Raw genomic sequence first — 26,685 nt, 5'->3', positions numbered from 1 at the left:
CACCCCGCGTCACAGATTGCATCGCCATTTTTGTAAAACAATTTCTACAAAGTCGTGTATGGCGGAAAAGTCAGGTTGCGGAGAATATCAGCCTGCCCGGGCCTGTCAATGTCCGTTGCGGCTTACCTGTAAAAAAACAGAAAAGTCATGCATCTTCGCACCAGATGGCGCGGCTATTGAGGACACGTAGAGTTGCGAACTCGTCATTGATATCAATGGCGCTCCAGCAGCCCTGGTCTACACGAAAATGCCACATTGCCTCGGGAGGCATGCCGATTAAGCGGGCAATCAACAGGCTCAACACACCCTGGTGGCTAACGATCAATATGTTTTTGTGTTGCTGATACTCACCAAGTCCGGCAATAAACCTTTCTATCCGCTGTGAAAATGCCTGAAAGCCTTCACCGCGAGTAGGGACGGTATGCTGCCAGTCATTGCACCAGGCACTATAGTTTTCGGCATCTTCTTGCATCAGCTCGCGATGATGCCGCATTTCCCAGTCACCAAAAAACATTTCGTTGAGTTCAGGGATGATTTGCACGAGGAGTTGACGGTCGTCAAGAACCAGGCGCGCGGTGTGCTGCGCCCGTTCCAGTTCACTGCATAAAACCCTATCGAAGGGAACATCACGTAGCAGTGTATGCAAGCTTTTCGCCTGCGCGATACCGCGCTCCGTAAGTGGTGTAGGCGCATGACCGCTGTATAACCCGTCGACATTCGCTTGCGTTTCACCGTGACGAATTAACCACAGTCGCATCATTCCCTCCGTGACGGCAGATATCAGCGATACAAGCCTTGTTGGTTAATGTAAGTCAGTACCGATTCTGGTAACAATTCCTCACAAGATTCGCCGTTTTGCAAACGCTCGCGGATGATTGTCGCCGAGATGTTGAACCACGGCGTTTCGGCGAGATAAATTTTACCAGCAGGCTGAAGATGCAGATCTTCCGGATTATGCGTCAAATGATCTTCCAGCCACTGCTGGTACTGCGGTTGTGCCATTTCCAGCGGATAACCTGGACGTCGACAGACTATCAAATGTGCATTGTCGAGAATCGTTTCGTATTCATACCAGGTCGGAAAGTTCAGCAGCGAGTCCTGACCGATAATAAACGCCAGCGGCACATCTGGGCCTTGCTCCTGCCGCCACTCTTTTAACGTCTGCGACGTGTAAGAGGGGGCATTACGCTTTAACTCGCGTTCATCAAGGGTAAACAGCGACTTGTCGGCAATCGCCAGTTCAAGCATGTGTTTTCGCTGCACGCTGTTCGCTTCAGGCTGGGGGCGATGCGGAGGAACGTTGTTAGGGATAATCGTTACTCGCGTCAGACCAATCAGATTCGCCAGCGTTTCCACGGGTTTTAGATGGCCATAATGCACCGGGTCGAAGGTGCCGCCAAACAGAGCTTGTAAAGATTTCATATCAACCGTCGATAAATACGTCTGCCAGTGGTTTATGACACAAAAGAAGAGATAATCCCTCCAGTTCTGCCCACACGGACTGACCGTAATCTTGTTTGAGAGTTAGTTCCGTTCGTGTCAGGAGTTGTACAGCCTGACGTAACTGTGGCTGACTCAGGCGATTTAGCGCTTCGCTAATCATGTTACGACGGTTCTGCCATACCCGATGCTTGTCAAACAGCGCACGCAGTGGAGTATGAGCAGACTGACGCTTCAGATTAACCAGCAGCAATAGCTCACGTTGCAAAGTACGCAACAATATCACCGGCTCACTGCCTTCCAGGCGCAACTGCTGAAGAATATGCAATGCACGCTTGCTTTTGCCACTCAACAAAGCGTCAACCCAATGAAAAGGGGTGAAATGAGCGGCATCATTCACCGCTTGCTCAACGCGCGGCAGTGTCAGTTTGCCGTCCGGCCAGAGTAGCGATAAACGCTCCAGTGCCTGTGCCAGTGCCAGCAGGTTTCCTTCATAACAGTAGCAGAGCACCTGATTCGCCGCGTCATCCAGTTCTAAATTGAGCTGTTTTGCTCGCGCGGCAACCCAGCGAGGAAGCTGGGCTTGTTCTGGGGTCTGGCAAGTAACCTGCACGCTACGGTTTGCAAGCGCGGTAAACCAGGCGGCATTTTCCTGCGCTTTGCTCAATTTATTACCGCGTACGATCAACAGCAAATCGTCATGCAGCAATCCGGTGAGCGTGAGGAGTTGTTCATTGATCGCCGCATTTGGTCCATTTTCAGGTAGCACTAACAACAAAGTTTGCCGACTGGCAAACAGGCTCATTGCCTGGCATAGCGAAAATATTGCGTTCCAGTCCGTGTTGGGATCAATGGAAAAAGTATGGTGTTCTTCAAACCCTTGTGCGGCGGCGACCTGACGAATGGCGTCCTGGCTTTCTTGCAACAACAGGGGATCGTTACCAAGTAAAAGATAGGCCGCGCGCAGCCCTTCAGTGAGCTGCGCGCGGAGCTGTTCCGGGTACAACCGAATCATCAGTTACCCAGCGTGGTGGAGACGCGTGCAGGCGTTGCTGTGGTATCCGTTGTTGCCGACGTTTCTTCGTCGGAACGGACGTCCGCAGCGCGAATGCTTGGCAGCTTACGAATAAGCTGTTCGGCGGCACGGTCGTACATCTCTTTAATGATCATGTCCTGCTCGTTATCTTTCGCTAACGCCATTTGCGGGTTATCGAAGAACGAACGGAAGACTTTGGCGCTAATCGGGTAGATATCTCGTCCAGGAATCAATACCGACGCGCTAACAGTCATCACCATCTGATATTCCGCAGTTTGACCATTACGGAAAACCGACGCGGTATCCTGTGAGATTGATACAGCGCCCAGGCGCAGGGATGGAACATCCTTACGCGTGGTTTCTTTATCGAGCAACTCGACACCGTTCAGACGTAACTGGTTACGCACCGCACGGCTTAACGGCCCGTTCGGATCGCCTGAGTCCAGGATCATGACCTTCATAGTGGAAGGAACCTGCGTGGTATCACGCAGATGCCAGCCACACCCGGCGGTGATTAACACCGCCAGAGATAACAACAATGTTGCCAGATATCGCACGCTTCCTCCCGCGCTTAGCCAACGACCAGATTGAGGAGTTTACCTGGTACGTAAATCACTTTACGCACGGTAACGCCATCAAGATATTTTGCTACCAGATGTTCCTGGCCAGCACGTTCACGAACCTGTTCTTCCGTTGCATCCACCGGAACGGTGATTTTGGCACGGACTTTACCGTTAACCTGAACAACGACCAGCGTGGAGTCTTCCACCATCGCTTTTTCGTCAGCCACCGGCCACGGCGCGTTGTCGATATCGCCTTCGCCTTTCAGCTCCTGCCACAGCGTGAAACAGATATGTGGGGTGAACGGGTTAAGCATACGAACTACCGCCAGCAGCGCTTCCTGCATCAGGGCGCGATCCTGCTCGCCATCGGTCGGTGCTTTCGCCAGTTTGTTCATCAGCTCCATAATCGCCGCAATTGCGGTGTTGAAGGTCTGACGACGGCCGATATCATCGGTCACTTTAGCGATCGTTTTATGCACATCGCGACGCAGCGCTTTCTGATCTTCAGTCAGTGCATCGACGTTCAGTGCCGCAACATCACCTTTCGCAGTATGCTCGTACACCAGTTTCCAGACACGTTTCAGGAAGCGGTTAGCCCCTTCCACGCCGGACTCCTGCCATTCAAGAGTCATATCCGCCGGAGAAGCGAACATCATAAACAGACGAACGGTGTCCGCGCCGTAACGTTCAACCATCACCTGCGGGTCGATACCGTTGTTCTTCGACTTGGACATTTTGCTCATGCCGGTATAAACCAGTTCATGGCCTGCCGCGTCTTTCGCTTTCACGATACGGCCTTTTTCGTCACGTTCAACGATAGCATCAACCGGGGAAACCCAGTTACGTTCGCCGTTTTCGCCAACATAGTAGAAGGCATCTGCCAGCACCATACCCTGACACAGCAACTGTTTCGCTGGTTCGTCAGAGTTCACCATGCCTGCATCACGCATCAGTTTGTGGAAGAAGCGGAAGTAGAGCAGGTGCATGATGGCGTGTTCGATACCACCAATGTAGATATCCACCGGCAGCCAGTAGTTAGCCGCTTCGGAATCCAGCATACCTTCTTTGTACTCCGGGCAAGTGTAGCGCGCATAGTACCAGGAGGACTCCATAAAGGTGTCGAAAGTGTCGGTTTCACGCAGCGCTGGCATACCGTTAACGGTGGTTTTCGCCCACTCCGGATCTGCTTTAATCGGGCTGGTAATGCCGTCCATCACCACATCTTCCGGCAGGATCACCGGCAGCTGGTCGTCCGGGGTCGGCATTACAGTGCCGTCTTCCAGCGTCACCATCGGAATCGGTGCGCCCCAGTAACGCTGACGGGAAACACCCCAGTCGCGCAGGCGGTAATTCACTTTACGCTCGCCAACGCCCATCGCAGTCAGTTTATCGGCGATGGCGTTGAAGGCCGCTTCATGGTCAAGACCGTTGAACTCGCCAGAGTTGAACAGCACGCCTTTTTCAGTCAGTGCCTGCTGAGAAAGATCGGGTTCAGAACCATCAGCCGCCAGGATAACCGGTTTGATGTTCAGGCCGTATTTAGAGGCAAACTCGTAGTCGCGCTGGTCGTGACCCGGAACCGCCATGACTGCGCCCGTGCCGTATTCCATCAATACGAAGTTTGCTGCCCAAACCGGAATTTCTTCGCCCGTTAATGGGTGAACCGCTTTAAAGCCAGTATCGACGCCTTTTTTCTCCATCGTCGCCATTTCAGCTTCGGCAACTTTGGTGTTACGGCATTCGTCAATAAAGGCCGCCAGTTCTGGATTATTTTCTGCCGCTTTCTGCGCCAGCGGATGACCTGCCGCTACCGCCAGGTAGGTACAACCCATAAAGGTGTCCGGGCGAGTAGTATAAACAGTCAGCGTGTTGTCATAGTCGTTAACGTTGAAGGTGATTTCTACGCCTTCGGAACGACCAATCCAGTTACGCTGCATGGTTTTAACGGTGTCTGGCCAGTGATCCAGTTTATCCAGATCGTTGAGCAGTTCGTCAGCGTAAGCGGTGATTTTGATAAACCACTGCGGGATCTCTTTACGTTCAACTTTGGTATCGCAGCGCCAGCAGCAGCCGTCGATAACCTGTTCGTTAGCCAGTACGGTCTGGTCGTTCGGGCACCAGTTGACCGCAGAAGTCTTCTTATATACCAGACCTTTTTTATACAGCTCGGTGAAGAATTTCTGTTCCCAACGGTAGTATTCCGGCGTACAGGTTGCCAGCTCGCGGCTCCAGTCATAACCAAAGCCCAGCATTTTGAGCTGGTTTTTCATGTACGCGATGTTGTCGTACGTCCACGGTGCTGGCGCGGTGTTGTTTTTTACCGCCGCGCCTTCCGCAGGCAGACCAAACGCGTCCCAGCCGATCGGCTGCAGAACGTTTTTGCCCAGCATGCGCTGGTAACGGGCGATCACGTCACCGATGGTGTAGTTACGTACGTGGCCCATGTGTAGTCGACCAGAAGGATAGGGAAGCATAGACAGGCAGTAATACTTCTCTTTGCTCTCGTCTTCGGTTACTTCAAATGTGCGCTTCTCATCCCAATGAAGCTGTACTTTGGATTCTATCTCTTCCGGGCGGTATTGCTCTTGCATGGCAGCCAGTGGTCCTGTTTTCATTACGGCTACAAAAGTAGCGTTAGAGGTGGTTTTTCAGATCCGCATAGCATAGCCCAAACGTCCGCGTCAAAACAGCCTTTCGCGCACTCGACGTTGAAATCGCACAGCGGTAATCCTTGCACGAATTTACACACTCTGTGGGCAGTCTTGCAAAGTTGAGCGTAAATAACGTCTATTATTATAGCCAGTTAACGACACGGGAGATGAAATGATGAACAAGGTTGCTCAATATTACCGTGAACTGGTGGCGTCATTAAGCGAGCGACTGCGTAATGGCGAACGCGATATCGATGCACTGGTAGAACAGGCGCGTGAGCGTGTAATAAAAACAGGGGAGTTAACGCGGACCGAGGTCGATGAACTGACTCGGGCCGTCAGACGTGACCTGGAAGAGTTCGCCATGAGTTATGAAGAGAGCCTGAAGGAAGAATCCGACAGCGTTTTTATGCGGGTGATTAAAGAAAGCCTCTGGCAGGAACTGGCGGACATCACCGATAAAACGCAGCTTGAATGGCGTGAAGTTTTCCAGGATCTCAATCATCACGGGGTTTATCACAGCGGAGAAGTGGTAGGGCTGGGGAATCTGGTCTGCGAGAAATGTCACTTCCATCTCCCGATCTACACGCCGGAAGTGCTGACGCTATGCCCGAAATGTGGTCATGACCAGTTCCAGAGACGCCCGTTTGAGCCGTAATAGTTTGATTTCGCACACTAATAAAGAGAATTTGGGCCGAATGAAATTCCCCGGCCCTTGTTTTTATCTCTACAGTAAATCTTCAATCTCACGGATTTCTTGACTGACATCCCTGGTACCGGATGACTGAACTTTACGATACAGGTCGAGAGCCTGTCGGAGATCAACAGGTCTTCCTTCTCCGTAGTGATACATAATGGCCAGGTTATACCAGGCAGTGGCATGATCGCATTCAGCGGCTTTCGTAAACCATTCAAAGGCCGCGTTATAATCTTTCTCAACGCCTTGCCCATGTTTATACATATAGCCGATGTTAACGTAAGCGCCGATGCTTCCCTGAGCGGCAGCCTTCAGATACCAGTACATCGCTTGCTTATAGTCCTGGTCTACCCCTTCGCCAGCGTTATAAGCCCACGCAATTTGAAACTGGGCGTGCCGATTACCCTGCTGTGCGCTTTTCAAATACCAGAATGCGGCGAGAGTCTTGTTTTGAGCAACGCCTTCTCCATCTTTATAAAGATCGGCCAGATTGTCTTGCGCGTCACTATGGCCTTGCAATGCAGCTTGTTTGTACCAGAAAAATGCCAGCGCATAGTCTTGTGCGACTCCGTTGCCATTTCTGTACATCCACCCAAGATTATTTTGCGCATAAGACATTCCGCTCTCCGCGGCTATCTGATACCAGGCAACCGCTTCTTTATCGTAGGGGTCTTCTCCACGATCCAGTATCCAGCCAAGGGCGTTGGAAGCGAAAGTATGTCCTTGTAGGGCAGCTTTTTTCAGCCAAAAGATGGCTTGCTCATTATTTTTATGACGGCTTTTATCCTCGGAGTATTTCCGCCCTAAGGAATATTGTGCTTCACAATGACCTTGCCCGGCGGCAAGCTTTAGCCAGTAAAAGGCCTTTTCGTCGTCCGGAGAGTCAATTGCGCTATCGCGATTGTAATAAAATCCAACAATATATTGAGCCTCACTATCGCCTTGTTCAGCACGTTCGATAATCTCATCTATTGATAAATTATCGCAGCAACTTGACGTAAAAATCATTATCATTTCCTTATGGTTGCAGATAAAGCATATTATATTTTTATATGTTCCATTTTTGCGTAAGCCTTATTTTATGCGTATTATGTTGCGTCAGAAAAGTATAAATAAATGAGCCTCGCAATGTAGTTTACATTCATTAAATGAATGTTTAAGGATAAATTATATGGACATGGAGTCGCAAAAAATATTGTTTGCACTTTCCACTCCGATGGAAATACGCAATGAATGCTGTTTACCTTCGCATTCATCCCCCAAAATGTATTTAGGTACATGCTTTTTTGACCTTTCTTCCTCCTGGGGAATTGATGACCGTGATGACCTGCTGCGCACAATTCACCGAATGATCGATAACGGTCATGCTGCACGATTGGCTGGGTTTTATCACCACTGGTTTCGTTATTCGCCATGTGAATGGCGTGACTATCTTGCTGAATTAAATGAGCAAGGTCAGGCTTACGCGCAATTTGTCGCCAGCACCGCCGAATGCTGTGGCGAAGGGGGGATCAAAGCCTGGGATTATGTCCGGATGGGTTTTTTAAGCCGAATGGGCGTACTTAATAACTGGTTGAGTGAAGAAGAAAGTCTATGGATCCAGTCGCGCATTCATCTACGGGCGCTACGTTATTATAGTAACTGGCGGCAATACTTTGCCGGTTATACCTTTGGTCGGCAATATTGGCAGTCTCCCGAGGATGATAATCTGCCTTTATTACATGAATTCTTAGCGCGTAAAGAATACGACGATTCCGGCAATGATATGTTTTATCAATTATTTGCCAGTGACGATGCATATTACGCGACCTTACCCTGGCAACCACTGGCTGACTACCCCGCATGCCCGGAAACGCTTAAGGATATGAGCGACCTATGAAAAATTGCTGGAAGATCCTCGACATAGAGGAAACGACTGATGTCGATATTATCCGTCGCGCTTATCTGGCGCTGTTACCGTCCTTTCATCCAGAAACCGATCCACAGGGCTTTAAACAACTGCGTCAGGCGTATGAAGACGCGCTACGGATTGCGCAGTCGCCAGCTAAATCTGTTTGGCAACCAGAAGAACATGAAGTTGCAGAACATGAAATTCTGCTCGCCTTTCGTGCGTTACTTGCCTCTGATAGCGAACGTTTTCTGCCCTCAGCCTGGCAGCGATTCATTCAGCAATTAAATTATTGCTCGATGGAAGAGATTGATGAATTACGCTGGTTATTGTGCGCGATAGCTATGAACACTGCCCATTTATCTTTCGATTGCGTGGTGTTATTAGCAGAAAGATTGCGGTGGTTGCAGGAGGAAAACACCGGGGAAATAGACGAAGAAGAACTGGAATCCTTTTTATATGCCATTGCGAAGGGGAATATTTTTAACTTCCAGACCATCCTGCATCTGTCCGTTGCCGTGCAAAATGACACCATTGATTTTTATCAAATGTTCGCTCGGATTTGGTCATCGCATCCAGAATGGCTGACACTGTATTTAGCGCAACATCGCGCAGTGATTATCCCCGATGATGCAAAACTGCACAGAAATTTACTGTGCTGGTATACCTCAAGCCGCCTGGGATTACCGGAACTCCTGGATTACGCTCGGTCGTGGCGGGAAGCTGAACCTGATAATGAAGATGCGCGTTATTATGAATACGCGCAACGCGTCTATTGTGGGGAAGGCGAAAACCTGCTGGCAGAACTTTGTGACTACTGGCGCGAGTCTCCCTCTACCCAGGCGGATGCTTTAATGTTGCAATGGTGCCGTCAGCATCGGGTCGATTATTACCCATTAGTGGTGATGATGATTGAAGCTCGTGAACTGGTTAACGATCAGGGAAAACCGCTACTTTATGTCCCCGGCGACAGCGCCCGTACGCGCTTTCAATTATACGAAATACTCAGCCATGAAAAACTCTCTGCGCTGGGGCGTTCTCTGGTCGAGATGGTTTTGCACAAAGGGCGTAAGCCGCGAATCTCACTCACGCGTGATACAGAGCATCCCTTATGGCCATTATATTTAGTTGCTAAACAATTAGTACTGGCGAACCAGCCTACAGAAGAATCATTAATGCCGATCGTCGCTCGTCTTGATGCAGAAGATCGTTGCCCACTGGAAGCATTAATTATTCGTCGATTATTAATTCAGTCGGCGAATTTTACCGAGAAGCAAACCGTCGAACCGGAGCCGCAACCGCAGCCAATGCCTGTTGATGATGGTGGGCCGGGCTGTCTGGGCATCATTAAAATTATTTTCTATATTTTTATTTTTGCTGGTTTGATAGGGAAAATACTCCATCTCTTCGGGTGACATTCGACGTTAATGTGCGGGAAGCCCGGCAAGCAATCTTTCCGCATTTTTGTAATGTTGTTTGGCGGCCAGTTTTAACCATTTTTGAGATTCATAATGGTTAACATTAATACCAGTGCCATTTCTGTAGATCAAACCCAAAGTATATTGAGCATGAGCATACCCTTGTTCAGCTGCTTCCTTATACCAGAGAATTGCTTTACGGGTATCGGGTTTGACTCCCAGACCTTTCAGGTAGATCCACCCTAGTTTGCTTTGTGCGCGCGGATTTTCCTGTTCTGCTGATTGCTCATACCAGTATCTCGCCTGTGTATAATCCAGAGGTTTACCGTCGCTACCATGAAGATAAAATTCGCCAAGGCGATATTGCGACGTTGAGTGACCATGAATCGCGGAAAGCTCCGTTGCTGCCGTGGTAAACGGTAGACTGCCTGGTGATCTTAAATAATCAAAGACATAATTCACCATAGCTTTATCGCGCAAAGTCGTTTTCTTAGGTTGGCTAATACAAGTGATAGCCGCAACTATAAATATTGCGAATATAAAATATATTTTTTTGTTCATTTATCAATACTTCGATTTTCTTTTTATTTTGAAAGCGTCAAGTTTATACTCATCCTTAATAAAAAAGTAGTCAGTTAATGTACTTAAAGGATTGTTAATAAATGGATAAGGAAGAACAACGCCTTCTATTTGCGCTTTCTACGCCAATGGAGATTCTTAATAAGGGATGCAAGCCTGCACATGACTCGCCAAAAATGTATACCGGAATAAAAGAATTTGATCTGTCATCATCCTGGGGAATAAATAATCGTGATGATTTAATTCAGACTATTTACCAAATGACCGATGATGGTCACGCAAATGATTTAGCCGGGTTATATCTGGCATGGCATCGCTCTTCACCTGAAGAGTGGAAAGCATTAATTGCTGGTAGCTCTGACAGAGGTCTGATTTATACCCAATTTGTTGCACAAACTGCTATGTCCTGCGGGGAAGGGGGAATCAAAGCCTGGGATTATGTTCGAATGGGGTTTCTGTCACGGGTCGGTGTGCTCAACAAGTGGCTGACGGAAGACGAGAGTTTATGGCTGCAATCGCGCGTCTATGAACGAGCACACCATTACTATCACAGTTGGATGCACTATTTTTCCGCCTATTCGTTAGGACGTCTCTACTGGCAATCCGCTCAGTGCGAAGACAACGCTTCGCTACGTGAGGCGCTGACCTTGTACAAATACGATAGCGCCGGGAGTCGGATGTTCGAAGAGCTGGCAGCGGGAAGCGATCGTTTCTATGCCACGCTTCCCTGGCAACCATTAACTGTCCAGCCTGAATGCCCGGTAACGCTTAAGGATGTGAGCGACCTATGAAAACATGTTGGCAAATTCTCGAAATCGGAAGCACAACACAAGTTGATATTATCCGTCAGGCTTATCTTGCTCGTTTACCGTTGTGTCATCCCGAAACCGATCCGCAGGGGTTTAAAGCGTTACGTCAGGCCTATGAAGAGGCGTTACGGCTGGCGGTCAATCCTGTCGAGGAAGTAGATGATAAAGATAAAGATGCCGCCGCTGAACATGAAATACTACGTGCATTCAGGACATTACTGGATTCAGAAAGTGATCGTTTTCAGCCCTCCGCCTGGCAGAAATTTATTCAGCAATTAAATACCTGGAACATGGAGGATGTCGAACAATTACGCTGGCCGCTGTGTGCAATCGCTATAGAAGCGCGATATCTTTCATTGAATTGTGCTTCTTTGCTGGCAGAGCGTTTGAACTGGCATTCATTTAGTGACAGCGAAGGAATGGATGAAGAAGAGCGGGAGGCTTTTTTTGAGGCTATTCAGGCTGGTGATTGTTTCGATTTCCTTAGCCTTCTGGAATATCCCGTCGCGTTACAGAACCAGACTGTTGAATATTACTTCGCGCTGGAACGTTGCTGTCGTTACCATCCTGACTATGTCACTGCATTTTTGGCGATGGCAGGTCCGTGGTTAATTCCTGATGATGCGAAGTTGCATCGCAAACTATTGCGCTGGTACAGCTCGGTGCAAACAGGTATGGCGGAACTCATTCCTGTAGCCAAACAGTGGCAAATGGAAGAACCAGAAAGCGAAGATGCCCGGTATTACCAGTGTGCACAACGCTTGTACTGCGGTGAGGGGGAAAGCCTGCTTGCCGATCTCTGCGTGTACTGGGAAAGTTACCCATCTACACAAGCTGATAATTTGTTATTGCAGTGGAGCAAACGTCATTGCCCGGATTACTTCGCGTTATTAGTGATGGTTATCGAAGCGCGAAGCATGATTGATGCACAAGGTAAGCCGTTGAAATATGTTCCTGGTGAGAGCGCCCGGACGCGGCTGTTATGGGCGGAAATTTTACATAGCGGAAAATTATCGCCGTTAGGTCAATCGTTTATCGAGTCGTTATTCTTCAAACGCAAAGCATGGGCGTGGTGGAAATCGAGAGTCGGTAGCGAGACAGGGCAAGATTCACCGTTACTGGAGCTGTATCGGGTAGCGGAACAGGTAGTACTGGAAGCGTTTCCGAAACAAGAGATGCTGGCCCGTCTTAATACAAGGCTGGAAGGCGGAGACGCTCATCCATTAGAGGCCATTATCACCCGGATGCTGTTAACGAAAGTGAAACTCGAACCGGTGGATGAAGATGTCGATGAGCCTATACCTGAAAATCATGAAGAGAAAAATGATGAGGATGAAAAACCACAGAGCATTACCAGCATTATTAAAATCAGCTTAACGGTGCTGGTGATAGGTTATGCTCTCGGCAAAATCGCGATGTTGCTCAGTTAGATGCGATGCTGACGCATCTTATCTTTCAATGTCGGATGCGATGCTGATGTATCTTATCCTTCAATGTCGGATGCGATGCTAATGCATCTTATCCGACCTACGAGTAGGCCGGATAAGGCGTTCACGCCGCATCCGGCAGCCGTATTTATGGGATCTCAATGGCTAAATAATCACTCGCCCGCCGCCTGACCTCATCGACGCGGGCCATATCGTTTGACTGCAACGCCTCATCAAAATCGGTGATCACCCGGCCAATCTCTTCTCGCTCGTCACCCAGTGCACGCGCCCACAACTCTTCCAGTTTGGCTTTAAAGGTACGGTTGATGAGCATATCGCGCGGATAAATTTTCAATGCGGATAACCGCGTCCGACTCTCTTCAATCTGCTGAGCGCTCAATGTTACCGGACTGTGATTAATGACTCTGGACTTAACGCTGCCGTCTTCCAGAAGCACGTCAACTTCAAGCAAGCCGTTGATATCATAACTAAAGCGAATATCAATTGACTGATAAGCCCCGGTTTTCTTCAACGGCACATCGAATGATTCCACCAGAATGTTATTTTTAACTTTGTGGTTTTCTCCCTGATAGACGTTAACCGTAATTGAATCCTGTTCCGGGTGCATGGTTGAGTAAGTTTCTACACGCGATACAGGCACAGTGGTGTTGCGTTCAATAATTGGCGAGAAAATGCCGGAAACGCCCTGGCGGTTAACTTCAACGCCCAACGAGTAGGGGCAAATATCGGTGAGGATCACTTCTTCAATGTCTTCGCTGCGTAAGCGGCAGGCGGCCTGGATCGCTGCGCCCAGCGCGACAATGGTGCTCGGGTCGTAACTTTGATACGGTAGTTTGCCAAACAGACGCACGGCGATTCGCTGCACCAGCGGCATTTGCGACGCACCGCCGACCAGTACCAGGCTGTCGATTTGACTCGGCTTCAGACGTGCATCGCGCAACGCCTGTTCAATCGGCACACGCAAGCGGTTGAGTAGCGGTAACCACAAATCTTCCAGTTCGTTCTCGTAAAATTCGCATTCACGTGTTTCTTCCTGGTACTGCCAGCGAATGTGCATTGGCGATTGATTGCTACATTTTGCCGCTTCCACACAGGCATACAAGGCTGCCAGTTCGCTCTCGTTAAGGGCTGTTTTGGCGACTTCCGCGCGTTTTAAAACCTCATCGACCAGCATATGAGTAAAATCTTCGCCACCGAGGAAGTTATCGCCAGCGGAGGCGTGAACTTCAATCACCGGCGTGGCGTACTCGAGCACCGTGACGTCGAACGTGCCGCCACCGAGATCAAAAACCAGCGAGCGGGTATTTTGCTGCGTATGCAGGCCATACGCCATCGCGGCTGCCGTTGGCTCATTAATCAGGCGCACTGCATTTAGCCCGGCTAACTCTGCTGCTAAACGGGTATGCTTGCGTTGTTCATCGCTGAAATAAGCCGGAACGGAGATCACCACATCTTTAATCGGACGTTGCAGAAATTCTTCAGCATCTTCTTTTAATGAACGCAATACCAAAGAGGACAATTCCGGTGCATTAAATGTGTCACCGCCTAAACGCCAGTTGGTATTACTGCCCATTGCACGTTTAAATAACGCTGCGGTTTTATCCGGATGCGAAGTACGCCGTGATACAGCCGGTTTTCCGACCAGAATATGGTTATTTTCATCCATGCTAATTATGGATGGTGTTAAATATTCACCGAATTTATTTGGAATTAATTGTGCGGCACCGTCTTTCCAGACAGCAATTAAACTATTGGTAGTACCGAGATCGATACCAATGGCGAGTTCTGCATTATCCATTGCATTTATATCTTGAAAGAAAAAGAGATAACCAGATTAAGACCACCCTGGTAAAACGTGGTGATCTTAATCAATAAGGAGTATTAAGCGTAAAATTTCAGACGTTCAGCCAGTAAATCAACAAAGCCCTGACGATCAACATCGACCATTACAGTGGCATTCGGTTTATTACCGGTCAGATAGTAATAATCAACAACCGTCATCCCCTGGGTATATTTCCCCTGTGTTTCAACGCCGACCCAGCGCTCCACGGTGGTAAACAACTCGGGTTTCAATAGCCAGGCAATGGTGCATGGGTCATGTAACGGCGCGCCGACAAAGCCCCATTTTTCGTCTTTATGAAATTCGAGGAAGAAATCCAGCAGTTCGGCAACAATGGTTGAAATTGGGTTACCAATCGCGCGGAAACGCTCGGTGTCTTCAACGTGGATTTGTGCTTTGTGAGTGACATCCAGACCGGCCATCACCACCGGAATTCCGGACTGAAAGACGATTTCTGCCGCTTCCGGGTCAACGTAAATATTAAATTCAGCCGCAGGCGTCCAGTTACCCAGCCCCATAGCGCCACCCATAATCACGATACGGGCAATTTTGCTATGCAGTTCCGGATGGCTATTGAGCAGCAAGGCAACGTTAGTTTGCGGTCCGGTAGAAACAATCGTGACAGGTTCCGCACTTTCACGCAGCGTTTTCGCCATCAGCTCTACCGCCGTACAGTTTTGCGGTGCGAACGTCGGTTCCGGTAATGCCGGGCCATCGAGACCGCTTTCGCCGTGTACGTTGTCCGCGATAATCAACTCACGCATTAACGGTTTCACCGCACCGCTTGCTACCGGAATATCGGTGCGATTAAGCAAGGTCAGCATACGCAGAACATTGCGTAATGTTTTATCGGGTGTCTGGTTTCCGGCGGAAGACGTAATTGCTTTGACATCAAGCTCTGGTGAGGCGAGGGCGAGAACTATTGCGATAGCGTCGTCATGACCTGGGTCGCAATCTAACAGAATTGGCAGTGCCATTGTTGCTCCTTGTTGTGTGTTTCTTTGCTACAAGGGTAACGCCGGAATGTAACAGATACGAGGACCGAAACGATAAAGCGTGAGATGGCGCGCACCTGGGTATGCGCGCCGGAAGGATTAATGCAGGATTTTCGCGAGGAAGTCTTTTGCGCGGTCCGATTTCGGATCATCGAAGAAAGCGTCTTTCGGCGAGTCTTCGACAATTTTTCCCTCGTCCATAAAGATCACCCGATTCGCCACTTTGCGGGCAAAGCCCATTTCGTGGGTCACCACCATCATGGTCATTCCTTCGTTCGCCAGTTCGACCATCACGTCCAGCACTTCGTTGATCATCTCCGGATCCAGCGCCGATGTCGGTTCGTCGAACAGCATGGCAATAGGATCCATACACAACGCGCGAGCGATTGCCACACGCTGCTGCTGACCGCCGGAAAGCTGCGCCGGAAATTTATTGGCATGCGCGGAAAGTCCCACGCGCTCCAGCAATTTCAATGCTTTTTCACGAGCCGGCGCTTTATCGCGTTTAAGCACTTTCACCTGCGCCAGGGTCAGGTTTTCGATAATCGACAGATGAGGGAACAGCTCGAAATGCTGGAATACCATCCCGACGCGGGAACGCAGCTTTGCCAGATCGGTTTTCTTGTCGTTAACCACGATGCCATCGACAGTGATTTCACCTTGCTGCACTGGTTCGAGGCCGTTGACGGTTTTAATCAGCGTTGATTTGCCGGAACCAGACGGGCCACAAACCACCACCACTTCGCCTTTTTTCACTTCGGTTGAGCAGTCGGTCAGCACCTGAAAGTGACCATACCATTTTGAAACATTTTTCAGGGTAATCATTATGCTGTCCTTCTTTTCAAGTAGCTGACCAACAACGACGCGCTAAGGCTAATAACGAAATAAACAAATCCGGCAAACAGGATCATCTCAACCTGCGTACCATCACGCTCACCGATGGTTGAGGCGGTACGGAAGAAATCGGCCAGAGATAACACATACACCAGTGAGGTATCCTGGAACAGTACGATGCCCTGAGTGAGCAGCAGCGGCACCATCGCGCGGAACGCCTGCGGCAGAATAATCAGTTTCATCGACTGCCAGTGAGTCATTCCCAACGCCAGCGCGGCGCTCGACTGACCACGAGAAATACTTTGAATACCGGCGCGGATAATCTCTGAATAGTAGGCCGCTTCAAACATCGAAAACGCCACCATCGCCGAAATTAAACGGATATCATTTTTTGGCGATAACCCCAGCACGTTTTGCAGAAAACCCGGCACAATCAGGTAAAACCACAGCAAAACCATAACTAAAGGAATCGAGCGGAATACGTTAACGTAGGCTTTGGCAAACCACGCAACAGGCGCAAAACTGGACAAGCGCATTACCGCCAGCATGGTGCCCCACAAAATACCAATCACGACTGCCGTGACGGTGATTTTCAGGGTGATCACCAGCCCGTCGAGCAGATATGGCAGGGAAGGGACAATGGAACTCCAGTCAAACTCGTACATTATTTGCCTCCCATGTTGCCGGGCAGGCGAACTTTACGTTCAACCAGCGTCATCACCAGCATGATAACCGCGTTAATCAACACATACGCCAGCGTGATGGCGGTAAACGACTCCCAGGCGTGGGCGGAGTAATCGAGTAATTTACCCGCCTGCGCCGCCATATCTACCAGACCGATAGTCGAGGCGATGGCGGAGTTTTTCACCAGGTTCATCATCTCGGAGGTCATCGGCGGGACGATAACGCGATACGCGTTAGGCAACAGCACGTAGCGGTAAGCCTGCGGCAGCGTCAGACCCATCGCCAGCGCGGCATTTTTTTGCCCACGCGGTAGCGACTGAATAGCGGCGCGTACCTGTTCGCAAACACGGGCGGCGGTAAACAGCCCCAGGCAGAGCATGGATGAAAGGAAAAACTGAATATTGGGATCCAGCTCGGCCTTAAACCACATGCCGATTTTCTCCGGCAGCAGCTCCGGGATCACCAGATACCAGGTAAAGAATTGCACAATCAACGGCACGTTGCGGAACAGTTCGACATACAACGTACCCAGACCGGAGAGAAAACGGTTTGGAACGGTACGTAAAATGCCGAAAAATGAACCGACGAGAAAAGCGATAATCCAGGCGCAGATCGACAAAGCGATCGTGACCTGAAAACCACTCCAGATCCAACCAAGATAGGTGGTGTTGCCGAACGGGGCTTGTTGTAAAAAAATACCCCAGTTCCAGTCTATAGACATAAATCTACTCCAGAAAAAAGAGGGTAGCAGCGTTAACTGCTACCCTCGAAGATTGTTACCCAGCGTATTGCGGTTTTCAGGCCCGATGGGGAACGACCATCAGGCGTATAGTCTGTCCGTGCTACGTAACAATCGAGAGGGCTGGAATTTCCGCCCCTGGTTCTTGTAATTAGTTCAGTGCTTTGTCATTCGGTTCTTTGAACAGTGCTTTCATTTCGTTTGACAGTTCGAAATTCATGTTCAGGTTTTTCGGCGGAATTGGGTTTTTGAACCATTTATCAAACCATTTTTCCGCTTCACCGGAGGTCTGCACCTGAGCGATGGTGTCATCCATCAGCTTTTTGAACTGCGGATCATCTTTACGCAACATACAACCGTAGGCTTCCTGAGACTGCGGCTTGCCGACGATTTCCCAGTTGTCTGGTTTCTTCGCTTTCGCACGTTCACCGGCCAGCAGGGCATCATCCATCATAAAGGCAACGGCACGACCGCTTTCCAGGGTGCGGAAAGAGTCACCGTGATCTTTGGCGCTGATGATGCGCATATTCATTTTTTGCTCTTCATTCAGTTTGTTGAGCAAAACTTCAGAGGTAGTGCCGGAAGTGACGACCACGGCTTTGTCTTTAAGGTCGGCAAAATCTTTGATATCGCCGCCCTTTTTGGTCAGCAGGCGCGTACCGACCACGAAAATAGTGTCAGAGAAAGCCGCCTGTTTTTGGCGTTCGACGTTATTGGTGGTGGAACCACATTCAAAATCGAAAGTGCCGTTTTGCAGCAGAGGAATACGGTTTTGTGAGGTGATCGGAATCAGTTTCACCTGCAAGTCCGGTTTGTTGAGTTTCTTTTTCACTGCTTCAACAATGGCGTTGGAGTAATCCTGCGAGTAACCCACCACTTTTTGCTGATTGTCGTAATAAGAGAAAGGCACTGAAGATTCACGGTGACCGACGACAATCACACCGTTTTTGGCGATTTTGTCCAGAGTACTGCCCGCTGCCGGGGCAGCGTCATCTGCCTGTGCCAGGCCTGCGGAAAGTGCCAGGGCCAGGATTGCTGTGGCAGGTTTACGTAATTGCATATCCAACTCCTTTATCTTCTGCGTTAAAAACGCATGGATACCCGTTGTGAGTGTTTGTGTTGTTATCATCTGCAACTTTATTGTGCAGTGTTGTGCTTGTTAGGTAACATTTAGTTTGGCTAAATGTAAAGATATTGCTGTTTTATTGTTTGTTTTTGCGAGATGCGCCGCACCATTCCGAAGCAAAATTCTTAAAATGCACTCTTTTAGTGCTACCGCTGGATTACTGTGGTGCAACCAGGTTGTACTGATGCTGATTCAGGGTTTGCCTTGTATAACAAAGCAATAGATGTGCCAAAGTTGGATAGGGGAATTTTATTATCCGGATAACGCACTGATGCCGCATCCGGCGAGCGTGCCGAAATACGGGATGTATTCCGGCACGATAAGAAGGGATTATTTACGTCGCTGACGCAGACTCATCAACACAGCGGCAAAACCAAACAGTGCCGTCAGCACCCACAGCGGCCAGTTGCCGGTACGTGCGTACGGTGTGAGTCCGGTGGTTGGTGTCACATTAGTGGTCAACACCTCGCGGGTGAACTGCGGGATCATCGCCTGAATCTCACCCTGCGGACCAATCACCGCCGTAATGCCGTTGTTGGTGCTGCGCAACAGTGGGCGCGCCAGCTCCAGCGCACGCATTCGCGCCATCTGGAAGTGCTGCCATGGACCAATAGACTTACCAAACCACGCATCGTTGGAGATAGTCAGCAGATAGTCGGTATCCGGGCGGAAGTTATCGCGCACTTGCTCGCCGAGAATGATCTCGTAGCAAATAGCCGCAGTAAGCTCAATACCATTTACCGACAGCGGCGGCTGGATATATGGCCCACGGCTGAACGACGACATCGGCAGATCAAAGAACGGTGCTAACGGACGCAGAATCGACTCCAGCGGGACAAACTCGCCAAACGGCACCAGATGGTTTTTGTTATAGCGATCGGCTGATTCGTAGCTGTACGGCGCACCTTTACCCAGTGTGATGATGGTGTTGTAGGTATCGTAGCGGTTCTGCTTATTGAGGCGCGCATCGACAATCCCGGTTACCAGCGAGCTACCTTTCTCACGCAGAACGCCATCCAGCTCTTTGAGGAACGGCTGCTGATTAATTTCCAGATCGGTTATGGCTGACTCCGGCCAGATAATCAACGATGATTTGCCCATCAGCGGTGCCGTTGCGTTGTAGTAAATCTTCAGCGTATTAAGAAGCTGACTTTCATCCCATTTCAGCGATTGCGGAATATCGCCCTGAACCATCGAAACCTGAATGGTTTTCTCCGGTTGCGGGGTAAACCACTGGATGTAACGCAGCGGGAAGGGAAGGGCAAACAGTACGACGGCCACCACCAGCGGACGCCAGTTGCGTTTGACTAACGCCAGTGCCAGCAGGCCGCTAACCATCATAAGCAGGAAGTTAATGGCTTCCACGCCCATTAGCGGTGCCAGCCCTTTTAACGGGCCATCAATCTGGCTATAGCCGAACTGTAACCACGGGAAGCCAGTCAGCACCCAACCGCGCAGAAACTCGGTCACTTGCCAGAGAGCAGGGGCGGCAATCGCCACGCGCAGCCAGGTGGTTTTCGGCCACAGACGCGACAACACGCCAGCAAACAGTCCGGTATACAGCGACAAATACGCCGCCAGCAACACCACCAGGAAGATGTTAACCGGGCCAGGCATTCCGCCAAAGGTCGCGATGCTGACATAGACCCAGTTAATACCGCTGCCAAAGAGGCCAAATCCCCAGCAAAAGCCAATAGCGGCAGACTGGAGTGGACGGCGGTTAAAGGTCAATGCCTGAAGCCCCATCAGCGAAATAATCGCCGCAGGCCAGACGTCGTAAGGAGAGAAGGCCAGCGTTCCGCAGGCACCGAATAATAACGCCAGCAGCAGGCGAATGCGCTGGCGTTCAATTAATGAGGCAAAAGCCATGTAGTTATCTATCCAGTTTCGGTTTTATTCATCCAGCTTCGGCTGGGGTGAGTCATCCGGGATTTTGACATGAACCTGAATAATACGCCGACTGTCGGCCATCGCCACTTTGAACTGGTAACCGTCGATGTCGATAGTTTCGCCACGCGCCGGAAGATGCCCAAATGCCTGCATCACCAGACCACCGATAGTGTCGACCTCTTCATCGCTAAAGTGGGTGCCGAACGCTTCGTTGAAATCTTCAATGGAAGCCAGTGCGCGCACGGTCCAGGTATGACGACTCAGCTGACGGAAGTCGATATCATCTTCTTCGTCATATTCGTCTTCAATCTCACCAACAATCAGTTCCAGGATGTCTTCAATGGTCACCAGACCGGAAACCCCACCGAATTCGTCAATGACGATCGCCATGTGGTAACGCTGAGAGCGAAACTCTTTCAGCATCCGGTCTACGCGCTTACTTTCAGGAACGACAACCGCCTGACGTAACACTTTGTCCATGCTGAAGGCTTCAGCATCGCTGCGCATAAACGGCAGCAAGTCTTTCGCCATCAGAATCCCTTCAATGTGATCTTTGTCTTCGCTAATCACCGGGAAACGTGAGTGGGCGGACTCGATGATGACATCAAGGCATTCGTCCAGCGTCTGGTTGCGTTTCAGGGTAATCATCTGGGAGCGGGGGATCATGATGTCGCGAACGCGTTGGTCTGCGATGTCCATCACCCCTTCGAGCATATCGCGCGTATCTTCGTCGATAAGGTCGTTCTGCCCGGAATCACGGATCAGCGCCAGCAGTTCGTCACGGTTTTTCGGTTCACCGTGGAAAAGTTGGCTGAGTAACAGGGAGAAAAATCCCTTCTTGTTGCTTATCGTGTCACTACTGTGTGAATTGTCGTCGCTCATGGCGTCGTATGGGTTCTCATGTTAGTTAATCAAAACGCCGTCGTTAATCACCAACGGCGGGGACATCTGCCAGTCAAATGCCTGGCAAATTATTCTTTCTCGGCAATGTACGGATCCTCATAGCCCAGAGCAAGCATAATCTCTGTTTCGAGGGCTTCCATTTCTTCTGCTTCGTCATCTTCGATGTGATCGTAACCTAACAAATGCAGACTGCCGTGCACCACCATATGCGCCCAGTGCGCCTCCAGTGGTTTGCCTTGCTCCTGTGCTTCCTTCTCAACCACCTGACGGCAGATAACCAGATCGCCCAGTAGCGACATCTCCATTCCCGGCGGCACTTCAAACGGGAAGGAGAGCACGTTGGTCGGCTTATCCTTACCGCGATAGGTCAGATTCAGACTGTGGCTTTCGGCGGTATCGACCACGCGAATCGTCACTTCCGATTCTTTCTGAAACTGCGGGATCACCGCATTCAGCCATGTTTGAAACTGGCTCTCTTCCGGTAACCCGGAATTATCTTCACATGCCAGCTGTAAATCGAGGATCACCTGACTCATTTTTGTTCCTGTTCTTCGCGCTTGCGTTCTGCTGCCAGCGCCGCTTTACGTTTTTGTTCGGCTTCTTCCCAGGCTTCATAAGCGTTAACGATACGCGCCACCACCGGGTGACGAACCACGTCTTCGCTGTGGAAGAAGTTAAAGCTGATCTCTTCGACATCGGCCAGCACTTCGATGGCATGACGCAAACCAGACTTGGTATTACGCGGCAGGTCGATCTGTGTGACGTCGCCGGTGATAACCGCTTTTGAGTTAAAACCGATACGGGTCAGGAACATCTTCATCTGTTCGATGGTGGTGTTCTGGCTTTCATCAAGAATGATAAACGCGTCGTTCAGCGTACGACCACGCATATAGGCCAGCGGCGCGACTTCAATAACGTTGCGCTCAATCAGTTTCTCGACTTTCTCAAAGCCCAGCATTTCAAACAGCGCGTCGTACAGTGGGCGCAGATACGGGTCTACTTTCTGGCTTAAATCACCAGGCAGGAAGCCCAGCTTCTCACCGGCTTCTACTGCCGGACGAGTCAGCAAAATACGGCGAATTTCCTGACGCTCCAGGGCATCAACTGCCGCAGCCACTGCCAGGTAGGTTTTACCCGTACCCGCCGGGCCAACGCCGAAGGTAATGTCATGGTCGAGAATATTGGCGATGTACTGCGCCTGGTTTGGCGTGCGCGGCTTAATTACGCCGCGTTTGGTTTTGATATTGACCGCTTTGCCGTACTCCGGCACGCTCTCCGCGCTTTGCTCCAGCACGCGCGCTTCTTTAATCGCAAGGTGGATCTGTTCTGGTTCGATATCCTGAATCTGACCGCGCATCGGGGCGGTATCGACATACAGGCTACGCAGAATGTCTGCCGCAGCGGTGACGCAAATCGGACGGCCGGTCAGTTTAAAGTGGTTATCGCGGCGATTGATTTCGATGCCGAGACGGCGTTCGAGTTGTTTGATGTTGTCATCAAACGGGCCGCACAGGCTCAACAGACGCGCGTTGTCTGCTGGCTCCAGGGTGATTTCGCGAGTGTCTATGTTCAAACTGTTCCTCTTATCTGTATGCCGCCGGAAGCTGAACATTCACCGGCCTATAACGAAATTATTCACGCCACAGGAAAAAGGCGCAAGCATTGCGATAAAGATGGGGATAAAGAGAGAAAAAACAAGGCCCACCGGAACGGCGGGCCAGTGATTATTGACGAAGTGCGTGTTGTTCATGCCGGATGCGGCGTAAACGCCTTGTCCGGCCTACAAATTCATGCGAATTCAATATATTGCTGGAATCATGTAGGCCTGATAAGCGTAGCGCATCAGGCAATTTGCGTTTGTCGTCAGTCCCAAAACTTACCAGACCGGCGGGCCTGAGAATTACGGCTGATAATAACCCACGCCAAGGTCGTTTTCTTTGCGGGTACGGGCAATCACCGATTCCGGAGTTTCTGCCACGCGCAGACCCATTTCATCTTCAGTACGCACCACTTTACCGCGCAGAGAGTTCGGGTAGACGTCGGTAATTTCTACATCGACGAATTTACCGATCATATCCGGCGTGCCCTCGAAGTTGACCACGCGGTTATTTTCAGTACGACCGGAAAGCTCCATGATGCTCTTACGCGATGTACCTTCTACCAGAATACGCTGGGTGGTGCCGAGCATCCGGCGGCTCCATGCCATCGCTTGCTGATTGATACGTTCTTGCAGAATATACAGACGCTGCTTCTTCTCTTCTTCCGGAACATCATCAACCATATCGGCGGCTGGCGTACCCGGACGTGCAGAGAAGATAAAGCTGTAGCTCATGTCGAAATTGACGTCGGCAATCAGCTTCATCGTTTTCTCGAAGTCTTCGGTGGTTTCGCCAGGGAAGCCAACGATGAAGTCAGAACTGATCTGAATATCCGGACGCGCCGCACGCAGTTTACGGATGATCGCTTTGTACTCCAGCGCCGTATGAGTACGGCCCATCAGGTTCAGAATGCGATCGGAACCGCTCTGTACCGGCAGGTGCAGGAAGCTCACCAGCTCCGGCGTGTCGCGATACACTTCGATGATATCGTCGGTGAATTCGATCGGATGGCTGGTGGTAAAGCGAATACGATCGATCCCGTCGATCGCAGCAACCAGACGCAGCAAATCGGCAAACGATCCTGTGGTGCCGTCGTAGTTTTCACCACGCCAGGCGTTCACGTTCTGACCGAGCAGGTTGACTTCACGCACGCCCTGAGCAGCAAGCTGGGCAATCTCAAACAGAATATCGTCGGACGGACGGCTTACCTCTTCACCACGGGTGTAAGGCACCACGCAGTAGGTGCAATATTTATTGCAGCCTTCCATGATGGAGACAAACGCGGTCGGCCCTTCGGCGCGCGGTTCCGGCAGACGGTCGAACTTCTCGATTTCCGGGAAGCTGATATCTACAACCGGGCTGCGGTCGCCGCGCACGGAGTTGATCATCTCCGGCAGACGGTGCAGCGTTTGCGGCCCAAAAATAATATCGACATAGTGGGCGCGCTGGCGAATGTGCTCGCCTTCTTGCGATGCCACGCAGCCGCCGACGCCGATAATCAGGTCTGGATTCTTCTCTTTTAACAGTTTCCAGCGACCCAACTGATGGAAGACTTTTTCCTGAGCCTTCTCGCGGATTGAGCAGGTGTTCAGCAGCAGCACATCCGCTTCTTCCGCCACGTCGGTCAGTTGATAGCCGTGGGTGGCATCCAGCAGATCGGCCATCTTCGATGAATCGTACTCGTTCATCTGACAGCCCCAGGTTTTAATATGGAGTTTTTTGGTCATCGACTTGCTCTTGCGAAATAGTAGCCAGGAATGCAGGGCGCATAGTGTAATGCTTTGCTGCCGTTGTGACCAGTATGAGCGTTATCAGCCCTTGGGGGTAAAAATCCTGTAAACTTAAAGCATATTGCTAACAGGATGATTGACCATGACAAATCAACCAACGGAAATTGCCATTGTCGGCGGAGGAATGGTCGGCGGCGCGCTGGCGCTGGGGCTGGCACAGCACGGATTTGCGGTAACGGTGATCGAGCACGCAGAACCTGCACCGTTTGTCGCTGACAGCCAACCGGACGTGCGTATTTCAGCGATCAGCGCCGCGTCGGTGTCTCTGCTTAAAGGTTTAGGCGTCTGGGATGCGGTACAGGCCATGCGTTGCCATCCTTATCGCAGACTGGAAACGTGGGAGTGGGAAACGGCGCATGTGGTGTTTGACGCAGCCGAATTAAAGCTGCCTCTGCTGGGCTATATGGTGGAAAACACTGTTCTGCAACAGGCGCTGTGGCAGGCGCTGGAAGCGCATCCGAACGTGACGTTACGTGTACCAACCTCGCTGATTTCGCTGCATCGCCATAATGATCTTCAGGAGCTGGAACTGAAGGGCGGTGAAACGATCCGCGCGAAGTTGGTGATTGGTGCCGACGGCGCAAATTCGCAGGTGCGGCAGATGGCGGGAATTAGCGTCCATGCCTGGCAGTATGCGCAGTCGTGTATGTTGATTAGCGTACAGTGTGAGAACGATCCCGGCGACAGCACCTGGCAGCAATTTACCCCGGACGGACCGCGTGCGTTTCTGCCATTGTTTGATAACTGGGCATCGCTGGTGTGGTATGACTCTCCGGCGCGCATTCGCCAATTGCAGAATATGAATATGGCGCAGTTACAGGCGGAAATCGCGAAGCATTTCCCGTCACGTCTTGGGTACGTGACACCGCTTGCCGCAGGCGCTTTTCCGCTGACGCGTCGCCATGCGTTGCAGTATGTGCAGCCGGGGCTGGCGCTGGTGGGCGATGCTGCGCATACCATCCATCCGCTGGCGGGGCAGGGAGTGAATCTTGGTTATCGTGATGTCGATGCCCTGATTGACGTTCTGGTCAACGCCCGCAGCTATGGCGAAGCGTGGGCCAGTTATCCTGTGCTCAAACGTTACCAGATGCGGCGCATGGCAGATAACTTCATTATGCAGAGCGGTATGGATCTGTTTTATGCCGGATTCAGCAATAATCTGCCTCCGCTGCGTTTTGTGCGTAATCTTGGTTTGATGGCTGCGGAGCGTGCTGGCGTGTTGAAACGTCAGGCGTTGAAATATGCGTTAGGGTTGTAGCCTTACAACATTGCCGGATGCATGCCAACCGTAGGTCGGATAAGACGCGCCAGCGTCGCATCCGACATTGAAGGATAAGACGTGTCAGCATCACATTCGGCATTGAATATACGCAGAAAAGCAAAAAGCTCGCCGAAGCGAGCTTTTTTAATGTGGCTGGGGTACGAGGATTCGAACCTCGGAATGCCGGAATCAGAATCCGGTGCCTTACCGCTTGGCGATACCCCAACTGGGTGCACTTACAAAGTAAGCGTCTTGAATAAATTGGCTGGGGTACGAGGATTCGAACCTCGGAATGCCGGAATCAGAATCCGGTGCCTTACCGCTTGGCGATACCCCAACAAATTTGTTTTTGAATTTGCCGAATCTATTCGACAGATTCAGAATTTGGTGGCTACGACGGGATTCGAACCTGTGACCCCATCATTATGAGTGATGTGCTCTAACCAACTGAGCTACGTAGCCAGATTATTTCTTCGATGGCTGGGGTACCTGGATT

The 26,685-nt window shown here is 50.6% G+C and carries 24 protein-coding genes and 3 tRNA genes; 6 read left to right on the top strand and 21 right to left on the bottom strand.

Going from position 1 to position 26,685, the window contains the following annotated elements; translation table 11 throughout:
- Positions 1 to 145: 145 nt before the first annotated feature.
- The 5 genes from FEK47_RS14525 to leuS are packed head-to-tail and all read right to left on the bottom strand — an operon-like array spanning position 146 to position 5,630.
- Positions 146 to 757 carry an adenosylcobalamin/alpha-ribazole phosphatase gene (locus FEK47_RS14525; RefSeq protein ID WP_135486554.1) on the bottom strand — a complete coding sequence of 204 codons (612 nt, stop codon included), beginning with the start codon at positions 755 to 757 and terminating at the stop codon, positions 146 to 148.
- Between the two features lie 23 nt (positions 758 to 780).
- Positions 781 to 1,422, bottom strand: coding sequence for a nicotinate-nucleotide adenylyltransferase (nadD, locus tag FEK47_RS14520; protein ID WP_064528967.1), 642 nt, complete (start codon positions 1,420 to 1,422; stop codon positions 781 to 783).
- 1 nt (position 1,423) lies between these two features.
- Positions 1,424 to 2,455, bottom strand: a complete 1,032-nt coding sequence (gene holA / locus FEK47_RS14515; protein ID WP_130222596.1) for a DNA polymerase III subunit delta — start codon at positions 2,453 to 2,455, stop codon at positions 1,424 to 1,426.
- Positions 2,455 to 3,033 carry an LPS assembly lipoprotein LptE gene (lptE, locus tag FEK47_RS14510; RefSeq protein ID WP_130206491.1) on the bottom strand — a complete coding sequence of 193 codons (579 nt, stop codon included), beginning with the start codon at positions 3,031 to 3,033 and terminating at the stop codon, positions 2,455 to 2,457. Before lptE ends, holA begins: the two co-directional genes overlap by 1 nt.
- 14 nt (positions 3,034 to 3,047) lie before the next feature.
- Positions 3,048 to 5,630 carry a leucine--tRNA ligase gene (gene leuS, locus FEK47_RS14505; protein WP_001157890.1) on the bottom strand — a complete coding sequence of 861 codons (2,583 nt, stop codon included), beginning with the start codon at positions 5,628 to 5,630 and terminating at the stop codon, positions 3,048 to 3,050.
- Between the two features lie 235 nt (positions 5,631 to 5,865).
- On the opposite strand from leuS, the gene FEK47_RS14500 reads away from it, so the two are divergent.
- Entirely contained in the window at positions 5,866 to 6,348 is a 483-nt protein-coding gene (locus FEK47_RS14500; RefSeq protein WP_001044880.1) for a zinc ribbon-containing protein, read from the top strand.
- A 69-nt stretch (positions 6,349 to 6,417) separates the two neighbouring features.
- On the opposite strand, the gene ybeQ is transcribed toward FEK47_RS14500, so the two are convergent.
- Entirely contained in the window at positions 6,418 to 7,395 is a 978-nt protein-coding gene (gene ybeQ / locus FEK47_RS14495) for a Sel1 family TPR-like repeat protein YbeQ (protein ID WP_135486514.1), read from the bottom strand.
- Positions 7,396 to 7,558: 163 nt separating this feature from the next.
- On the opposite strand from ybeQ, the gene FEK47_RS14490 reads away from it, so the two are divergent.
- Positions 7,559 to 8,266, top strand: a complete 708-nt coding sequence (locus FEK47_RS14490; protein WP_130258611.1) for a DUF1266 domain-containing protein — start codon at positions 7,559 to 7,561, stop codon at positions 8,264 to 8,266.
- Positions 8,263 to 9,690, top strand: coding sequence for a J domain-containing protein (locus FEK47_RS14485; protein ID WP_135486513.1), 1,428 nt, complete (start codon positions 8,263 to 8,265; stop codon positions 9,688 to 9,690). Before FEK47_RS14490 ends, FEK47_RS14485 begins: the two co-directional genes overlap by 4 nt.
- 9 nt (positions 9,691 to 9,699) lie before the next feature.
- Here FEK47_RS14485 and FEK47_RS14480 read toward each other — a convergent pair whose 3' ends face one another.
- Complete coding sequence (locus FEK47_RS14480; RefSeq protein WP_130219445.1) at positions 9,700 to 10,254, bottom strand: tetratricopeptide repeat protein; 555 nt, start codon at positions 10,252 to 10,254, stop codon at positions 9,700 to 9,702.
- Positions 10,255 to 10,355: 101 nt separating this feature from the next.
- On the opposite strand from FEK47_RS14480, the gene FEK47_RS14475 reads away from it, so the two are divergent.
- Positions 10,356 to 11,063, top strand: a complete 708-nt coding sequence (locus tag FEK47_RS14475; RefSeq protein ID WP_138183227.1) for a DUF1266 domain-containing protein — start codon at positions 10,356 to 10,358, stop codon at positions 11,061 to 11,063.
- Positions 11,060 to 12,511, top strand: a complete 1,452-nt coding sequence (djlC, locus tag FEK47_RS14470; RefSeq protein WP_135486512.1) for a co-chaperone DjlC — start codon at positions 11,060 to 11,062, stop codon at positions 12,509 to 12,511. Before FEK47_RS14475 ends, djlC begins: the two co-directional genes overlap by 4 nt.
- 145 nt (positions 12,512 to 12,656) lie before the next feature.
- On the opposite strand, the gene hscC is transcribed toward djlC, so the two are convergent.
- The 11 genes from hscC to miaB form a co-directional block, all read right to left on the bottom strand.
- Positions 12,657 to 14,327, bottom strand: a complete 1,671-nt coding sequence (hscC, locus tag FEK47_RS14465; protein ID WP_135486511.1) for a molecular chaperone HscC — start codon at positions 14,325 to 14,327, stop codon at positions 12,657 to 12,659.
- 83 nt (positions 14,328 to 14,410) lie between these two features.
- Complete coding sequence (gene rihA / locus FEK47_RS14460; RefSeq protein ID WP_135486510.1) at positions 14,411 to 15,346, bottom strand: pyrimidine-specific ribonucleoside hydrolase RihA; 936 nt, start codon at positions 15,344 to 15,346, stop codon at positions 14,411 to 14,413.
- A gap of 117 nt (positions 15,347 to 15,463) precedes the next feature.
- The gene (gene gltL / locus FEK47_RS14455) at positions 15,464 to 16,189 is read right to left on the bottom strand and encodes a glutamate/aspartate ABC transporter ATP-binding protein GltL (RefSeq protein WP_000631384.1); all 726 of its coding nucleotides are present in this window, start codon (positions 16,187 to 16,189) and stop codon (positions 15,464 to 15,466) included.
- Entirely contained in the window at positions 16,189 to 16,863 is a 675-nt protein-coding gene (gltK, locus tag FEK47_RS14450) for a glutamate/aspartate ABC transporter permease GltK (RefSeq protein WP_000272824.1), read from the bottom strand. The genes gltL and gltK overlap by 1 nt, the downstream gene beginning before the upstream one ends.
- A complete protein-coding gene (gltJ, locus tag FEK47_RS14445) occupies positions 16,863 to 17,603 on the bottom strand; it encodes a glutamate/aspartate ABC transporter permease GltJ (protein WP_000020944.1) in 741 nt (246 codons plus the stop codon). Before gltJ ends, gltK begins: the two co-directional genes overlap by 1 nt.
- 169 nt (positions 17,604 to 17,772) lie before the next feature.
- Entirely contained in the window at positions 17,773 to 18,681 is a 909-nt protein-coding gene (gltI, locus tag FEK47_RS14440; RefSeq protein WP_130222612.1) for a glutamate/aspartate ABC transporter substrate-binding protein GltI, read from the bottom strand.
- 396 nt (positions 18,682 to 19,077) lie between these two features.
- The gene (lnt, locus tag FEK47_RS14435; RefSeq protein WP_135486509.1) at positions 19,078 to 20,616 is read right to left on the bottom strand and encodes an apolipoprotein N-acyltransferase; all 1,539 of its coding nucleotides are present in this window, start codon (positions 20,614 to 20,616) and stop codon (positions 19,078 to 19,080) included.
- A 24-nt stretch (positions 20,617 to 20,640) separates the two neighbouring features.
- Positions 20,641 to 21,519 (bottom strand): CNNM family magnesium/cobalt transport protein CorC, encoded by an 879-nt coding sequence (gene corC, locus FEK47_RS14430; RefSeq protein ID WP_001278605.1) that lies wholly within the window; start codon positions 21,517 to 21,519, stop codon positions 20,641 to 20,643.
- 89 nt (positions 21,520 to 21,608) lie between these two features.
- Positions 21,609 to 22,076, bottom strand: a complete 468-nt coding sequence (gene ybeY, locus FEK47_RS14425) for an rRNA maturation RNase YbeY (protein ID WP_000084473.1) — start codon at positions 22,074 to 22,076, stop codon at positions 21,609 to 21,611.
- Positions 22,073 to 23,113 (bottom strand): PhoH family protein, encoded by a 1,041-nt coding sequence (locus FEK47_RS14420; protein ID WP_001018040.1) that lies wholly within the window; start codon positions 23,111 to 23,113, stop codon positions 22,073 to 22,075. The genes ybeY and FEK47_RS14420 overlap by 4 nt, the downstream gene beginning before the upstream one ends.
- 327 nt (positions 23,114 to 23,440) lie before the next feature.
- Positions 23,441 to 24,865, bottom strand: a complete 1,425-nt coding sequence (gene miaB / locus FEK47_RS14415; protein ID WP_000162740.1) for a tRNA (N6-isopentenyl adenosine(37)-C2)-methylthiotransferase MiaB — start codon at positions 24,863 to 24,865, stop codon at positions 23,441 to 23,443.
- A gap of 145 nt (positions 24,866 to 25,010) precedes the next feature.
- Here miaB and ubiF point away from each other — a divergent pair, with 145 nt between their 5' ends.
- A complete protein-coding gene (gene ubiF, locus FEK47_RS14410) occupies positions 25,011 to 26,186 on the top strand; it encodes a 3-demethoxyubiquinol 3-hydroxylase (protein ID WP_135486508.1) in 1,176 nt (391 codons plus the stop codon).
- Between the two features lie 153 nt (positions 26,187 to 26,339).
- Here the strand turns inward: ubiF and FEK47_RS14405 are convergent.
- The 3 genes from FEK47_RS14405 to FEK47_RS14395 form a co-directional block, all read right to left on the bottom strand.
- Positions 26,340 to 26,414: transfer RNA gene (locus FEK47_RS14405), tRNA-Gln, on the bottom strand.
- Between the two features lie 37 nt (positions 26,415 to 26,451).
- Positions 26,452 to 26,526, bottom strand: a tRNA-Gln gene (locus FEK47_RS14400).
- 48 nt (positions 26,527 to 26,574) lie between these two features.
- Positions 26,575 to 26,651, bottom strand: a tRNA-Met gene (locus FEK47_RS14395).
- Between the last annotated feature and the right edge of the window lie 34 nt (positions 26,652 to 26,685).

Origin of the sequence: Escherichia sp. E3659 (assembly GCF_005781135.1) — a bacterium.
Taxonomy (GTDB): Bacteria; Pseudomonadota; Gammaproteobacteria; order Enterobacterales; family Enterobacteriaceae; genus Escherichia.
This window is presented reverse-complemented; position numbering and strand designations above follow the sequence as displayed.

Bases quoted from the DNA above. Each gene is read 5' to 3' on its own strand.
- FEK47_RS14525 (WP_135486554.1), bottom strand. From the start codon at position 757: ATGCGACTGTGGTTAATTCGTCACGGTGAAACGCAAGCGAATGTCGAC.
- nadD (WP_064528967.1), bottom strand. From the start codon at position 1,422: ATGAAATCTTTACAAGCTCTGTTTGGCGGCACCTTCGACCCGGTGCAT.
- holA (WP_130222596.1), bottom strand. From the start codon at position 2,455: ATGATTCGGTTGTACCCGGAACAGCTCCGCGCGCAGCTCACTGAAGGG.
- leuS (WP_001157890.1), bottom strand. From the start codon at position 5,630: ATGCAAGAGCAATACCGCCCGGAAGAGATAGAATCCAAAGTACAGCTT.
- FEK47_RS14500 (WP_001044880.1), top strand. From the start codon at position 5,866: ATGAACAAGGTTGCTCAATATTACCGTGAACTGGTGGCGTCATTAAGC.
- ybeQ (WP_135486514.1), bottom strand. From the start codon at position 7,395: ATGATTTTTACGTCAAGTTGCTGCGATAATTTATCAATAGATGAGATT.
- FEK47_RS14490 (WP_130258611.1), top strand. From the start codon at position 7,559: ATGGACATGGAGTCGCAAAAAATATTGTTTGCACTTTCCACTCCGATG.
- FEK47_RS14485 (WP_135486513.1), top strand. From the start codon at position 8,263: ATGAAAAATTGCTGGAAGATCCTCGACATAGAGGAAACGACTGATGTC.
- FEK47_RS14480 (WP_130219445.1), bottom strand. From the start codon at position 10,254: ATGAACAAAAAAATATATTTTATATTCGCAATATTTATAGTTGCGGCT.
- FEK47_RS14475 (WP_138183227.1), top strand. From the start codon at position 10,356: ATGGATAAGGAAGAACAACGCCTTCTATTTGCGCTTTCTACGCCAATG.
- djlC (WP_135486512.1), top strand. From the start codon at position 11,060: ATGAAAACATGTTGGCAAATTCTCGAAATCGGAAGCACAACACAAGTT.
- hscC (WP_135486511.1), bottom strand. From the start codon at position 14,327: ATGGATAATGCAGAACTCGCCATTGGTATCGATCTCGGTACTACCAAT.
- rihA (WP_135486510.1), bottom strand. From the start codon at position 15,346: ATGGCACTGCCAATTCTGTTAGATTGCGACCCAGGTCATGACGACGCT.
- gltL (WP_000631384.1), bottom strand. From the start codon at position 16,189: ATGATTACCCTGAAAAATGTTTCAAAATGGTATGGTCACTTTCAGGTG.
- gltK (WP_000272824.1), bottom strand. From the start codon at position 16,863: ATGTACGAGTTTGACTGGAGTTCCATTGTCCCTTCCCTGCCATATCTG.
- gltJ (WP_000020944.1), bottom strand. From the start codon at position 17,603: ATGTCTATAGACTGGAACTGGGGTATTTTTTTACAACAAGCCCCGTTC.
- gltI (WP_130222612.1), bottom strand. From the start codon at position 18,681: ATGCAATTACGTAAACCTGCCACAGCAATCCTGGCCCTGGCACTTTCC.
- lnt (WP_135486509.1), bottom strand. From the start codon at position 20,616: ATGGCTTTTGCCTCATTAATTGAACGCCAGCGCATTCGCCTGCTGCTG.
- corC (WP_001278605.1), bottom strand. From the start codon at position 21,519: ATGAGCGACGACAATTCACACAGTAGTGACACGATAAGCAACAAGAAG.
- ybeY (WP_000084473.1), bottom strand. From the start codon at position 22,076: ATGAGTCAGGTGATCCTCGATTTACAGCTGGCATGTGAAGATAATTCC.
- miaB (WP_000162740.1), bottom strand. From the start codon at position 24,865: ATGACCAAAAAACTCCATATTAAAACCTGGGGCTGTCAGATGAACGAG.
- ubiF (WP_135486508.1), top strand. From the start codon at position 25,011: ATGACAAATCAACCAACGGAAATTGCCATTGTCGGCGGAGGAATGGTC.